Origin of the sequence: Variovorax saccharolyticus (genome assembly GCF_030316765.1) — a bacterium.
Taxonomy (GTDB): domain Bacteria; phylum Pseudomonadota; class Gammaproteobacteria; order Burkholderiales; family Burkholderiaceae_C; genus Variovorax; species Variovorax saccharolyticus.
Genome location: NZ_JASZYT010000002.1, coordinates 473,234 through 486,189, shown reverse-complemented (window position 1 = coordinate 486,189; position 12,956 = coordinate 473,234). Strand labels below are relative to the sequence as shown.

Sequence of the window (12,956 nt, the reverse complement as noted above, 5' to 3'; positions counted from 1 at the left end):
ATCGGCATATCATCCGACGCTGATCCCGGAGATGAAGCTTGGACCTGAAGCAACTCGCGTATTTCGTCCGCGTCGCCGAACTGGGCAGCTTCACCCGTGCCGCGGTGGCGCTCAAGGTGGCGCAGCCCGCGCTGAGCCGGCAGGTGCGCCTGCTCGAGGTCGAACTGCGGCAGAACCTGCTGGTGCGCAACGGCCGCGGCGCCACCCCGACCGAAGCCGGCCAGGTGCTGCTGGCCCATGGGCGCGGCATCCTGCACCAGGTCGAACGCGCCCGCGAAGAGCTCGACCGGGTGCGCGGCTCGCTGGCCGGCCGGGTGGCGGTCGGCCTGCCGCCCAGCATCGCGCGCGTGCTGACGGTGCCGCTGACCCGCGCCTTCCGCGAGCAGATGCCGCAGGCGCAGCTGTCGATCAGCGAGAACCTGTCGACCGCGATGCAGGACCAGCTGCTGCACGGCGGCCTGGACATCGCCGTGCTCTACGACGCCCGCCCGATGCCGGGCCTCGATGTGCAGCGGCTGCTGGATCAGTCGCTGCTGCTGGTCGGCCGCCGTCCGCCGGGCTTGCAGGAAGATCCGCCGCCGGCGCCCCTGTCGCTGGCCGAAGTGGCCCGCCTTCCGCTCGTGATCCCGAGCCGGCCGAATGCGATCCGGATGTACGTCGAGTCGGAGATGGCCGGCGTCGGCTGCACGCCGCGGGTGGCGCTCGAGATCGACGGCGTCTCGGCGATGCTCGACCTGGTGGCCGACGGCGCCGGGTTCGCGATCCTGTCGCGCAATGCGGTGATCCGCTCGATCAATCCCTCGGCCTACACCCTGCGGGAGATCGTGTCGCCGCCGCTGCAGATCCCGGTCTTCACCGCGGTCAGCGCGCTGCGCCGCGCCACGCTGACGCAACAGGCAACGCTGGAGCTGATCCGCAAGACCGGCGAAGCGCTGCTGCGAGGCTGAAAGGACTCACAAACCGGCGCAGCCAGATGCCGGGGATACCGCGGAACCGGCTTTGCCGGGCCGCTGGTATCGCCCCCCTCGAGGGGGGAGGCGCCGCAGGCGCTTCGGGGGGTGTTTCACTTCATCGCGCGGCCAGCAAGCGGTCGGCGTAGTCCTGCCAGGCGGCGTCCTTGGCCAGTCCTTCGAACACGCCGGCCTTGGCCTGGTCGGCCACCCATTGCTGCTTGTCGGCGATGGCCGAGGCCATGAGCGGCACGAAGCCGGCCTCGCGCACCGTGTTGGCCGCCTCGCGCATCTCCTCGGCCCGGCGCTGGCCGTGCTGCACCACGCGGCTGAAGAAGTAGGCGCCCTGCCGGCTCCAGTCGATGCCCGGAAAGGTCTCCTGCAGGGTCGGCAGCACATGGTCTTCGACGCCGTAGGCGCGCGCGGTGGCGTAGCTCTCGATCGCCAGCGCCTCGAGGCCCTTGATCATCACGCTGCGGCTCATCTTGATCGCGCTGGCGACGCCGAGGCGCTCGCTCACCGCCCGGGCGTCGAGGCCCCAGCCGGACAAGGCTTCGGCCAATGCGGCCGCGCGCTCGCCGCCGAGCAGCATCGGCACGCGGACCCCGTAAGGCGGCACCGAGGTCATCACACCGGCTTCGACGTAGTGCGCGCCGGCGGCTTCGACCAGCGCCGCGCACTGCTGCTTGGTGCCGGGCGAGGCCGAGTTGAGGTCGAGGAAGACGGTGCCCGGCCGCAGGTGCGGCGCGGCCTCCCGGGCCACGCCCAGCGTGTTCGAAGCCGTGACCGCGGAGATCAGCAGCGTGCTGGCCTGGCACACCGCCGCCATGGACGGGTGCGCCGCCACCCCGGCCTGCGCGGCGTGCGCCCGCTCGGCCGCCTGGCGCGCGGGATCGATGAACTTCAGGTCCCAGGCGCCGACCGTGCGGACGCCGGGCTTGTCCTTGAGTCCGAACGCGAAGATCTTGCCGACCTCGCCATAACCGATCACGCCGATGTGTTCGAGCTGCATGCCAGTCCCCTTCGAGAAATCTATTGCCGTGGAATGCCGGCCGCGGCGATCACGCCGCTCCAGCGCCGGATCTCGCTGTCGAGCAGCGCGGCCAGTTCCTCGGGCGTGCCGGCCCGCGGCTGGACGTTGAGGGTTGCCAACTGCTGCTGCACCTCGGCCGAGGCCAACGCGGCCCGCACGGCGCGATTGAGCCGGTCGACCCGCTCGCGCGGCGTCTTCCCGGGCGCGGCCAGCGCATTCCAGGAGCGCACGTCGAAACCCTTGAGCCCCGCCCCCTCGGCCGCCGTGGGCACGTTCGGCAGTGCCGGGTTGCGGCGCTCGCCCATGACCGCGATCGCGCGCAGCGCCTTGCCCGTGATCTGCGGCATGACCGGCGACAGGATCTCGACCGCGGCATCGATCTGGCCGCTGCGCAGCGCCGTCACCACTGCCGGCGTGCCGTTGAAGGGCACGACCTGCACATCGATGCCGGCCCGGCTCTTGAACAGCTCGGCCGACAGGTGCTGGGTGCTGCCGACGTTCACCGTGCCGATGTTCAGCCCGCCGGGACGCGCCTTGGCCGCAGCGACCAGGTCGGCCAGGCTGCGCAGCGGCGAAGCCTCGGGCACCACGATCGCGAGGTCGAAATAGCCGAGCAGCGAGATCGGCGCGAAGTCCTTGCGGGTGTCGAACGGAAGCTTCTGGAACAAGCCCTCGCTGACCGCGGTGCCGTTGCTCATCAGCAGCAGCGTGAGGCCGTCGGGCGCCGCGCTGGCCACCATCGTGCCGGCCACCACGCCGCCGGCGCCGGGGCGGTTGTCGACCACCACCGGCTGGCCCAGATGGCTGGCCATCGCCTTGCCGACCACGCGGGCCGTGAGGTCGGCGACACCGCCGGCACCGAAGGGCACGACGAGGCGGATCGGCTGGGTGTCGCGGCTGTCGGCATGGGCGGCGAGGCCGAAGGCCGCCAAAGAAACGAGAAGCTGTCGACGCTTCATGTGCATGTTGAATTCCTACACCTCAGAGTCCGCCAGTGTAGGCCGCCGCTTCTGACAAGCGGTCCGATGTGCTACTCTTTTGCGCATGAATGCGCGCCTTTACCAAGAGCTCGAACACCTGAGTGCCGCCGAGAAGCGCGCCCTCGGCGAAGCCTTGATCGTCAGCGCCGACAGCGAGGCATCCGCATCGCTCGTCACGGAAGCTCAACGCGCCGAGCTTCGTTCGCGACTCGCGCACCATCGTGCCCATCCGGAAGCACCGGGCGTCGGGTTCTCGCAGCTCAAGGCCAAACTGCTGGGCGACTCTCGCCGGGCATGAACTTCGAGGTCATCTACACGCCTTGGGCGCAGCTCGAGGCTGCAGAAGCCTACGCGTGGTACGCGCAGGGGCACATCCGCATGGGAGATGCCTTCGTCGATGAACTGGAACGAACGAGTGGCTTTCTTGCGCGCAATCCGTTCCTCTATCCTTGCGTGGAGCAAGAGATCCGACGAGCGAATCTCGATCGATTTCCCTACTCGCTGTTCTTCGTCTTCGACGACGCCACGGTCAGCGTTCTCTCCTGCTTTCATCAGCACCGGGATCCTCGAACCATGAGCGAACTTCTCGATCTCTGAGGCTTACTCGTAGCGCTGCCCCGCCGCCATCAGCTCCGGCGTGCCGATCAACTCGTTGAGCCCGTCGAAATCCAGCATTCGGTCGCGCCATGGCAGCGTCGTGCGGTGCGCCTGCAGGCTCGCGTAGTAGCCCTGCAGCGTGTGCGCCACCGCGCGTGCCGTGCCGCCCGGGAAGATCGCGATGCGAAAGCCGTGCGCCTGCAGCGCGTCGGCACCCTGCACCGGCGTCTTGCCGCCCTCGACCATGTTGGCCAGCAGCGGCACGCGCTGCGCGAAGCGGCGGCAGGCCGCGTCCATCTGTCCGGGCGACCGAAGCGCCTCGATGAAGAGCGCGTCGACACCGGTCTCCAGATAGGCTTGCGCGCGATCGAGCGCCGCGTCCAACCCTTCGACCGCGACCGAGTCGGTGCGCGCGAGGATCAGCGTCCCGGGCGAGGCGCGCGCGTCGAGCGCCGCCTTGAGCTTGCCGACCATCTCGCGCTGCGGCACCACGGTCTTGCCGTCCAGGTGGCCGCAGCGCTTCGGGAAGCCCTGGTCCTCGATCTGGATCATCGCGGCGCCGGCGCGCTCGAAGCCGCGCACGGTGCGCTGGGTGTTGAGCGCATTGCCGAAGCCGGTGTCGGCATCGACGATCACCGGCAGGCCCACGCGCTCGGTGATGCGCGCCAGCGTGTCCTCCACTTCGGTGAAGGTGGTGAGCCCGACGTCGGAGCGCCCGAGCCGCGTGTAGGCGATCGAGGCACCCGACAGGTACAGCGCCTCGAAGCCGGCCTGCTCGGCCACCAGCGCGCTCAGCGCGTCGTAGACGCCCGGCGCCAGCACGATGTCGCTGCGCGCCAGACGGGTCTTGAATGATTCATCGGCCATGGGATGCCTTCCTTTCCTGGATCAGCGCGGCCGCGGTGCGCGCCGCGATGTAGCCGCCGGCCACCGCGCTCAAAAGTCCGTTGCCGGAGAGATAGCCCCAGACTTCGTCGCCCGACACGCCACCCGCGGCGCCGCCGGCCGCCAGCAGGTTGGGCAGCGGCGAGCCGTCCCGGCGCAGCACGCGCGCGTCGGCGGCGATGTCGAGGCCGCCTTGCGTGTGGAACAGCGCGCCCGTGACCTTGACCGCGAAGTACGGTGCGGCCAGCGTCCGCCCGAACACCCGGCCGTCGGCGCGCGAGGCGCCGGCCTGTATCGCGTCGAGCGTCGACTGCAGCGTCGGCGCGTCGCAGCCGATGCAGGCCGCGAGTGCGGCCACGCTGTCGCAGCGCCTCAGCGCGCCCGCCGCTTCGGCTTCGGCGAAATCCGGGAAGCCGCGCGCCAGCTCGAGCAGCGGGGCATCGAACACGTTCCACGCGATGCCGCCGGGCTGCGCCAGCACATGCACCGCGGCCTCGGAGTAGCCCTGCGTCTCGTCATGGAAGCGGCGCCCCTCGCGGTTGATCTGCACCCCGCCTTCCATCATCACGGCCCAGGACATCAGCGCGCCCTGCGGCGTGACCCAGGAGCCGTGTCCCTGGTAGCCGCCGAGATCGCGCAACCGGGCGCCGATCGCCTCGCCCCAGAGGATCGCGCTGCCGTCGTTGCCCACATGGCCGCCGAAGGCTGCATCGGCCATCTCGGGCAGCCGCGCGCGCACCATCTCCGCGTTGCCGCCGAAGCCGTTGCAGGCCAAGAGCAGCGCATCGCAGGCCAGTGTCTCCTCGCGTCCGTCGGGGCGGCGGTAGCCGATGCCGCTCACGCGGTCTTCGTCGTCCAGCCACAGCGTGTCGACCAGTGCCTGCGTCAGAACCGGAACGCCGACGGCTTCGACCGCCGCCTGCAGGCGTGCCATCAGCGCCGCGCCGGTCTTCTGCGGCAGCGCATGCATCCGGTGGATGCTGTGGCCGGGATAGAGGAAAGCGTCGAGCACGATCCATTCGAGGCCATGCCGGGCCTGCAAGGCATCGAGCGCCGGCCCCACCGACGCGGCGTAGGCCCGGACCAGATCGGGCGCGGCGCGGCCGTGGGCCTTGGCCTGGATATCGGCCGCGAAACGCGCAGCACTGTCGCCCTCGATGCCCTGAGAAAGCTGAGCGCGCGTGCCGGGAGCGGGAATGAAGCCCGAGGACAGTGCGGTCGACCCGCTGGGCACCGCGTCGCGCTCGAGCAGCACGCATTCGATGCCCGCGTCATGCAGCATCAGCGCCGCCGTGAGGCCACAGGCGCCGGCGCCGACGATCGCCACAGCCGCATGCATGTCGGCCTCGATCTGCGCGGCACGTCGAATGCGGCGCACCGGGCCCTGGGCCTGGATCGTCATGTCAGCAAGCGCACGAAGGCCGCGCAGTCGAGCACCTCGGCCACGTTGCGCATGTCGGCCAGCGAGACCTGGTGGCGCTCCTCGCCGAAGGCCGCGCAGCCATCGGCCAGCACCAGCGTGCGGTAGTCGCGCATGTGGGCGTCGCGCACGGTGCTCGCGACGCCGCCGTTGGTGACGATGCCGCACACCGCCACGGTCTGGATGCACGCGCGGCGCAGCACCCAGTCGAGCTGGGTGTTGAAGAAGGCCGAGTACGCGACCTTGCTGACCGCCACATCGACCAGCCCTTCCAGCGCAGCGACGTTCGCCTGCCCCCAGCTGCCCGGCGCGAAGTCGCCTTTCTTCAGGTAGGGGCGCAGCGCCTTCAGGTGCGGCGACACCATCGGCTCGCCGGCCGCATCGGGCCACAGCGTGAACTGGCTCGCGGCGACCATGCCGCCGGCGGCCTTCAGGGCCCGGGCCACCGCGGCCACGCGGTCCGGCAGCAGCAGCGCCGGCGGGTTGCTGTCGCCGCCGCGGGCATAGGCGCCGCTGGCGTCGAGAAAGTCGTTCTGCAGGTCGATCACCACGAGTGCGGTGGTCGACCCCTGAATCGCCAGGGCCCCGCTCACGACAGCCTCACCAGCAGGTTGCCGTGCGCATCCACCTCGGCATGGAAGCCGGGTTCCAGCCACACGGTGGTGTCGGCCTGCTCGAGAATCGCGGGCCCGTCGATGCGCGAGGCGACCGGCAGGTCGAGGCGCGCATAGCGCTGCGCCTCGCGCCACTGGCCGTCGTGGAAGACGCGCTGCGTGCCCAGCGGCGCGGTGCTGCCCTCGCCCTCGGGCGCCAGCACCGCGAGGTCGAACTTCGGCCGCACGCCGATGCGCGCATAGCGCAGGTTCATCACGCGGATGCCGATGCCGTCGAGCACGCGGCCGAAGGCGGCGCCGTAGCTGGCCTCGAAGGCCGCGCGGATCGTGACGCGCGTGGGTGCCTGCGCCGCGGCGGCGGACAGCAGCACGGGCAGTGTGTGGGTCTGGCCGGCATAGAGCATGTCGAGCGCCACCACTTCGCGCACCTCGTCGAAGCGGACGCCCGACGTATCGAGCCGCTGCTGACAGGACTCTGCGAGCTCGGCGATGCGTTGCGCCAGTTGCGCGACATCGAGTTCATCGAGCGGGCGATTGAGGGTCTGCACCGCGTCGTGGCGCATGTCGGCGATCACGCAGCCGAGCGCCGAGGTCACGCCCGGATAGCGCGGCACGATGCCGGTGGCAACGCCGACCTCGCGCATCATCGCGCAGACATGCAGCGCGCCGCCGCCGCCGAAGGGCATGTAGGCGAAGCGCCGCGGATCATGCCCACGCTCGATCGACACCAGCCGGATCGCGCCCGCCATGCGCGCATTGGCGACCGTCAGGATGGCTTCGGCCGCCTGGTACACATCGAGCCCGAGCGGCCTGGCGACATGCGTCTCGATCGCCTCGAAGGACTTGCCGGCATCGAGCGCCGCCAGCAGCCCGCCGCCCAGCGGCCGGTCGGCGGCGATGCGGCCGAGCAGCACGTTGGCATCGGTCACGGTGGGGCGCATGTTGCCGCGGCCGTAGCAGGCCGGCCCCGGGATGCTGCCGGCCGATTCGGGGCCGACCTGCAGCATGCCGCTGGCGTCGACCGAGGCGATCGAACCGCCGCCGGCGCCGATGGTCTCGATCTGGATCATCGGCGAGCGGATCACCATGCCGAACTCGATCGCGGTCTGCGACGCCAGCGCGGCCTCGCCGTTGGCGACCAGCGAGACGTCGAAGGAGGTGCCGCCCATGTCGCCGGTGATCGCGTTCGGGAAGCCGGCCGCGCGCGCGATCGCCGCGCAGGCGATCACGCCGGCCGCCGGGCCCGACAGCGCGGTGCGCACCGGCAGGTCGCTGGCAGTGCGGCGCGACATCACGCCGCCGTTGCTCTGCACCACCAGCAGTTCGCCGTCGAAGCCCTGGCCGCGCAGATCGGACTCCAGCCGCTCGAGGTAGTTGCCGACCACCGGCTGCAGCGCGGCGTTGAGCGTGGCGGTCGAGCAGCGCTCGAACTCGCGGATCTCGGGCAGCACCTCGCAGGCCGAGGTGACGTGCGCGTTCGGCCACAGCGCGCGCACCGCCGCGACCGCAAGGCGCTCGTTCTCGGGGTTCGCGTAGGTGTTGATGAAGAAGACGCAGACCGCCTCGCAGCCGGCCTCGAGCAGCGCCCGAGCCTGTTCGCGCACCTGCTCCAGATCGACCGGCGTGTGCAGCGTGCCGTCGGCCAGCACGCGCTCGTCGACCTCGCGCCGCAGGTCGCGCGGCACCACCGGCACGAAGCTGCCGCGCAGGCCCCAGGTCTGGGGCCGGTCGCGGCGCCGCATCTCGAGCACGTCGCGAAAGCCCCGCGTGGTGATGATGCCGGTGCGCGCCACCTTGCGTTCGAGCAGCGCGTTGGTGCCGACCGTGGTGCCGTGCACGATGGTGGCGATGGCCGCCGCCGAATCGGCCACCCGCGCCACGCCGTTCATGAAGCCGCGCGCTTCCTCGCCGCGCGTCGACGGCACCTTGACGATGCGCGCCGTGCCCGCGGCCTCGTCGAGCACGAAGAGGTCGGTGAAAGTGCCGCCGACGTCGACGCCGACGACCAGGCGGCCCGCGCCCTGGTGGATGTTCCCTGCTGTCATCGCGCGGCCTTCTCGTCGGTTGCTTCGCCCTGGCTCACATAGCCCATGGCCCGGTCCTGCGCACGCTTGTCGCTGCTGCGCTGCCCGGGTGCGCCCCAGCCGCCGCCGCCCGGCGTCTCGAGCCGCACGCGTTCGCCCTGCGCCAGCCGGATGCCGTGCATCTTCGACACCATCGGCGGCGTGTGCCAGGCGCCGTCGTTCTCGTAGCTGAAGACGTTCACCGCGCCCTCGCCGCCGCCGGCGATGCCCTTCGGCGGCGAACTGCCGCGCTCGCCGAAGACGAAGACCTCGGCATCCTTCTCGAGCAGCTCGAGCTCGTAGACCGCGCCGAGCCCGCCGCGAAACTGGCCATCGCCGCCCGAATCGGCGCGCAGCGACCATTCGGTGAAGCGAACCGGATAGGCGGCCTCGAGGATCTCCAGCGGCGGGATGGTCGCGGTCGAGATCGGCGCGTTGGCGTGCGAGAGCCCGTCGCCGCCCGAATGGCCGCCGTGGCCGCCGCCGAAGAAGCTGAACATCACCCAGCGCTGGCCCTTGCGCGGGCCGTCGCTGCGATGGCCGGCGATCGACAGCGCATTGATGGTGCCGTAGGCCTGGGCCACGGCGCGCGTCGGATCGGCCTGCGCGGTGGCGCTGAAGATCACGTCGATCATGCGCAGGATGGTCTCGGTGTAGCCGCCGACCGGGCGCGGCCGCTCGGCGCTGATCACGAGCTTGTCGGGGATCAGGAAGTCGACCGCATCGAGCACGCCGGCATTGGCCGGCACGTCGGGGAACACATGCTTGAGCGCCACGTAGCAGGCCGCGATCGCGGTGGCGCGCGAGATGTTCACCGGCCCCGCGCATTGCGGCGAGGTGCGCGAGAAGTCGAGCAGCAGGCGCTCGCCCGCCACCGTCATGTCGAGCGCGATGGAGAGCGGCTCGTTGACGATGCCGTCGTTGTCGAGCACGTCCTCGAAGCTGTAGCGGCCATCGGGCAGCGAGGCGATGTGCGATCGCATCAGGCGCAGCGCGCGGCTGCGCAGCTCGCCCATGGCCTGCAGCACCAGCGCATCGCCGTACTCGTCGAGCAGGCCGTGCAGCCGCCTGGCGCCGAGTTCGAGCGCCGCCAGCTGGCCGTTGAGGTCGCCCCACAGGCTCTCGGGCAGCCGCGTGTTGGCGCGCAGGATCGCCAGCACGTCGGGGTCCAGCACGCCGTCGCGCACGATGCGCACCGGCGGGATCTGCACCGCCTCCTGCCAGCACTCGGTGGCCGCCGGGTTGTAGTTGCCCGGCACCGCGCCGCCGACGTCGTGCCAGTGCGCCGCCGAGGCCATGTAGCAGTAGAGCCGGCCGTCGCGGAAGAAGGGCAGCACCAGCTTGAAGTCGTTGGCGTGGGTGCCGCCGTCGTAGGGATCGTTGCTGATCCAGATGTCGCCGTCCTTCATGCCGCCGCGCGGCGCGGCGGCGGCCGCGGTCGCGCGCACAGCGAAGGCCATCGCGCCGACGAACACCGGCAAGCCCGACTTGCCCTGCACCAGCGTGTCGCCGGTCGCCGCGTCGTAGAGGCCGTGGCAGGCGTCGTGGGCCTCGGCAATGATCGGATTGAAGGCGCTGCGGTAGAGCGTCGCATCCATCTCGTCGGCCACCTGCTCGAGGCGGCCGCGCAGCACGGCCAGCGTGACCGGGTCCATCGGGGCGTGGGGAGAATCGTTCATGGTTCGGATCTTTCTTTGGCGAAGCGCTGCCGCAGCTGCTTCATGAGGCCGCCCGCGCGGACCATGTCCATCAGGAAATCGGGCACCGGCTCGCAGGCCAGGGTCCGGCCGCCGGGCGTCGACACCGAGGGAAGCGCAACGTCGAGCGTGACGCGGTCGCCGTCCTGCAGCGTCTCGGCCTCCGCGCAGCTGAGCAGCAGCAGCCCCAGGTTGAAGGCATTGCGGAAGTAGAGCCCGCCGTACGAAGGCGCGATCACCGCGGCCACGCCCAGATGCACCAACACGGCGGCGGCCTGCTCGCGCGAGGAGCCGATGCCGAAGTTGGGCCCGGCGACGATCACGTCGCCGGCGCGCACCTGGCCGGCGAACTCGGGCCGCACGGCTTCGAGGCAATGCCGGGCGATGACGTCGATGCCGTGCTTCATCGCATGGCCCGGCGCCAGCGCGTCGGTGTCGACATCGGCGCCCAGGCGCCAGACGCGATGCGTCGTCATGCCAGCACCTCGCGCGGGTCGGTGACGCAGCCGCGCAGTGCGGCCGCGGCCACGGTGTACGGCGAGCCCAGGTAGACCTGCGCCGTCGGCGAACCCATCCGGCCCTTGAAGTTGCGCGCCGTGGTCGAGATCACGGTGATGTCGTCGCCCATCGGATCGCCATAGCCGGAGCAGGCGCCGCAGGCGGTCGGGAACAGCTCGGCGCCGGCGTCGAGCAGCGCCTGCAGCACGCCTTCGTCGCGGGCGCGCTGCTGGTCGAGCAAGCTGGCCGGCGCGACGATCAAGCGCACGCCGGACGCCACCTTGTGGCCGCGCAATACCTCGGCCGCGGCGCGCAGGTCCTCCAGCTTGGCGCCGGTGCAGGCACCGACATAGGCGACGTCGATCGGCGTGCCGAGGTACTGGCTCACGCCGTGCGCATTGGCTGGGCTGTGCGGCGCCGCCACGTAGGGTTCGAGCGTCGAGGCATCGAAGCGATGGCGCGTCAGCTCGGCGCCCTCGTCGGTGAACCATGGCGCCGTATCGATCGCCGGTGCGCCGGTGCCGGCGAGGAAGTCCGAGGTGGTCGCATCGGGCGCGATCAGCCCCACCTGCCCACCGAGCTCGGCGCTCATGTTCGACAGCGTCATGCGCTCCTGCATCGACAGCGCCTGCACCGCTGCCCCGCAGAACTCGACCGCCTGATAGCGCCCGCCGTTCATGCCGAAGCGCGCCAGCATGTGCAGCATCATGTCCTTGGCCGTGACGCCCGCGGGCAGCCGGCCGTCCCACCACATCTGGATCGTCTCGGGCACGCGCAGCCAGATCTCGCCGCTGACCACCACGCCGAGCATCTCGGTGCTGCCGATGCCGAACATGTAGGCACCGAAGGCGCCGCCGGTAGGCGAATGCGAATCGCCGCCGACGCACAGCATGCCGGGCCGGATGTGGCCGTGCTGCGGCACCACCACGTGGCAGATGCCCTGGCTGTCGTAGACATGCGGCAGCCGCTGGTCGCGCGCCCAGTCGCGCGCGATGCGCACGATGCGACGCGAGTCGTCGTCGCGCTCCGGCACGTAGTGGTCCATCACCAGCACGATCTTCGACCGGTCCCAGATCCGGGCGCCCAGTTCCTCGAGCATCGGCTGCAGCCGGCGCGGCCCCGAGGAGTCGTGGAACATCGCCATGTCGACCTTGCAGGTCACGATCTGGCCGACCGCGACCGCCTCGCGGCCGCAGGCGCGGGCGATCAGCTTCTGCGCCAGCGTCTGCGGCGCGTCGGGGAAGGCGTCGGTCGGGGCGGTCATTCGGGCCTCGCTCCCGAGTACTTGACGACCTGCGCCCAGCGCTTGATCTCGCTCTGGACGAAGGGGCCGAACTGCTCCGGGGCATTGCCGACCGGAATCGCGCCTTCGCTTTCGAGGCGCTTGCGCATCGCCGGCTCGCCGATCGCCTGGCGCGCGGCGTCGGCGATGCGGCGGGTGAGCTCGGGCGCCATGTGCGCCGGCCCGAAGAGGCCGAACCAGGCGCTCGATTCGTAGCCGGGCAGGGTCTCGGCGATGGCCGGCAGATCGGGAAACTCGGGCAGCCGCCTGGCCGAGGTCACGCCCAGCGCCTTGAGCTTGCCGGCCTTGATGTGCTGCTGCACGTTGCCGACCGCGGCGAACATCAGCTGCACCTGGCCCGCGAGAACGTCCTGCACCGCCGGCGCCGTGCCGCGGTAGGGGATGTTGACGATGTAGACGCCCGACTGCATCTTGAAGGCCTCGCCGGCCATGTGCAGCGAGGAGCCGAGCGCGCCGATGGCGAAATTGAGCTGCCCCGGCTTGGCCTTGGCCAGCGCGATCAGCTCGCGCACGTTGTTCGCGGGCACCGAGGGGTGGGCGACCAGGATCGACGGCGATGTCGCCACCAGCGTCAGCGCCGTGAAGTCCTTGACCGGATCGAAGGGCAGCGTGGAATAGAGCGTGGCGTTGATCGCGTGGCTGGTGAAGCTCATGAGCAGCGTGTTGCCGTCGGGCGCGGCCTTGGCCACCGCATCGGCGGCGATGTTGCCGCCGGCGCCGGGCCGGTTCTCGACGATCACGGTGCGCCCCAGCAACGGGCCCATGCCGGCTGCCAGCGTGCGGGCGATGGAATCGGTCGAGCCGCCCGCAGGCGCGCCGACCAGGATGCGCACCGGTGCGCCGCCGACCTGGGCCTCCGCGGCACCGGCCAGCGCGGTCACGGACGCGATCAGGATGTCTCTGCGTTTCATGGGTG

At 70.9% G+C, this 12,956-nt stretch carries 13 protein-coding genes; 3 read left to right on the top strand and 10 right to left on the bottom strand.

What is annotated here, in order from left to right; genetic code table 11:
- The first annotated feature begins 38 nt into the window (after window positions 1–38).
- Window positions 39–947, top strand: coding sequence for a LysR substrate-binding domain-containing protein (locus QTI45_RS08410; RefSeq protein ID WP_286372894.1), 909 nt, complete (start codon window positions 39–41; stop codon window positions 945–947).
- A 121-nt stretch (window positions 948–1,068) separates the two neighbouring features.
- Here QTI45_RS08410 and QTI45_RS08405 read toward each other — a convergent pair whose 3' ends face one another.
- Window positions 1,069–1,962, bottom strand: a complete 894-nt coding sequence (locus QTI45_RS08405) for an NAD(P)-dependent oxidoreductase (protein ID WP_286654025.1) — start codon at window positions 1,960–1,962, stop codon at window positions 1,069–1,071.
- A 20-nt stretch (window positions 1,963–1,982) separates the two neighbouring features.
- On the bottom strand, window positions 1,983–2,942 hold the full coding sequence (locus QTI45_RS08400) for a Bug family tripartite tricarboxylate transporter substrate binding protein (protein WP_286654024.1): 960 nt from the start codon (window positions 2,940–2,942) through the stop codon (window positions 1,983–1,985).
- A gap of 85 nt (window positions 2,943–3,027) precedes the next feature.
- On the opposite strand from QTI45_RS08400, the gene QTI45_RS08395 reads away from it, so the two are divergent.
- On the top strand, window positions 3,028–3,261 hold the full coding sequence (locus QTI45_RS08395) for an addiction module protein (protein ID WP_286654310.1): 234 nt from the start codon (window positions 3,028–3,030) through the stop codon (window positions 3,259–3,261).
- Window positions 3,258–3,560 carry a type II toxin-antitoxin system RelE/ParE family toxin gene (locus QTI45_RS08390; protein ID WP_286372890.1) on the top strand — a complete coding sequence of 101 codons (303 nt, stop codon included), beginning with the start codon at window positions 3,258–3,260 and terminating at the stop codon, window positions 3,558–3,560. Before QTI45_RS08395 ends, QTI45_RS08390 begins: the two co-directional genes overlap by 4 nt.
- 3 nt (window positions 3,561–3,563) lie before the next feature.
- Here the strand turns inward: QTI45_RS08390 and QTI45_RS08385 are convergent, their stop codons facing one another.
- The 8 genes from QTI45_RS08385 to QTI45_RS08350 are packed head-to-tail and all read right to left on the bottom strand — an operon-like array spanning window position 3,564 to window position 12,951.
- Window positions 3,564–4,427, bottom strand: a complete 864-nt coding sequence (locus QTI45_RS08385; protein WP_286654023.1) for an isocitrate lyase/PEP mutase family protein — start codon at window positions 4,425–4,427, stop codon at window positions 3,564–3,566.
- On the bottom strand, window positions 4,417–5,847 hold the full coding sequence (locus tag QTI45_RS08380) for an FAD-dependent oxidoreductase (RefSeq protein ID WP_286654022.1): 1,431 nt from the start codon (window positions 5,845–5,847) through the stop codon (window positions 4,417–4,419). Before QTI45_RS08380 ends, QTI45_RS08385 begins: the two co-directional genes overlap by 11 nt.
- On the bottom strand, window positions 5,844–6,458 hold the full coding sequence (locus QTI45_RS08375; protein ID WP_286372887.1) for a cysteine hydrolase family protein: 615 nt from the start codon (window positions 6,456–6,458) through the stop codon (window positions 5,844–5,846). The genes QTI45_RS08380 and QTI45_RS08375 overlap by 4 nt, the downstream gene beginning before the upstream one ends.
- Window positions 6,455–8,524, bottom strand: a complete 2,070-nt coding sequence (locus QTI45_RS08370) for a hydantoinase/oxoprolinase family protein (RefSeq protein ID WP_286654021.1) — start codon at window positions 8,522–8,524, stop codon at window positions 6,455–6,457. Before QTI45_RS08370 ends, QTI45_RS08375 begins: the two co-directional genes overlap by 4 nt.
- Complete coding sequence (locus QTI45_RS08365; RefSeq protein ID WP_286372885.1) at window positions 8,521–10,221, bottom strand: hydantoinase B/oxoprolinase family protein; 1,701 nt, start codon at window positions 10,219–10,221, stop codon at window positions 8,521–8,523. The genes QTI45_RS08370 and QTI45_RS08365 overlap by 4 nt, the downstream gene beginning before the upstream one ends.
- Window positions 10,218–10,715, bottom strand: a complete 498-nt coding sequence (locus tag QTI45_RS08360; RefSeq protein WP_286654020.1) for a LeuD/DmdB family oxidoreductase small subunit — start codon at window positions 10,713–10,715, stop codon at window positions 10,218–10,220. The genes QTI45_RS08365 and QTI45_RS08360 overlap by 4 nt, the downstream gene beginning before the upstream one ends.
- Window positions 10,712–12,001 carry a 3-isopropylmalate dehydratase large subunit gene (locus tag QTI45_RS08355; protein WP_286654019.1) on the bottom strand — a complete coding sequence of 430 codons (1,290 nt, stop codon included), beginning with the start codon at window positions 11,999–12,001 and terminating at the stop codon, window positions 10,712–10,714. Before QTI45_RS08355 ends, QTI45_RS08360 begins: the two co-directional genes overlap by 4 nt.
- The gene (locus QTI45_RS08350) at window positions 11,998–12,951 is read right to left on the bottom strand and encodes a tripartite tricarboxylate transporter substrate binding protein (RefSeq protein WP_286654018.1); all 954 of its coding nucleotides are present in this window, start codon (window positions 12,949–12,951) and stop codon (window positions 11,998–12,000) included. Before QTI45_RS08350 ends, QTI45_RS08355 begins: the two co-directional genes overlap by 4 nt.
- Window positions 12,952–12,956 lie beyond the last annotated feature (5 nt).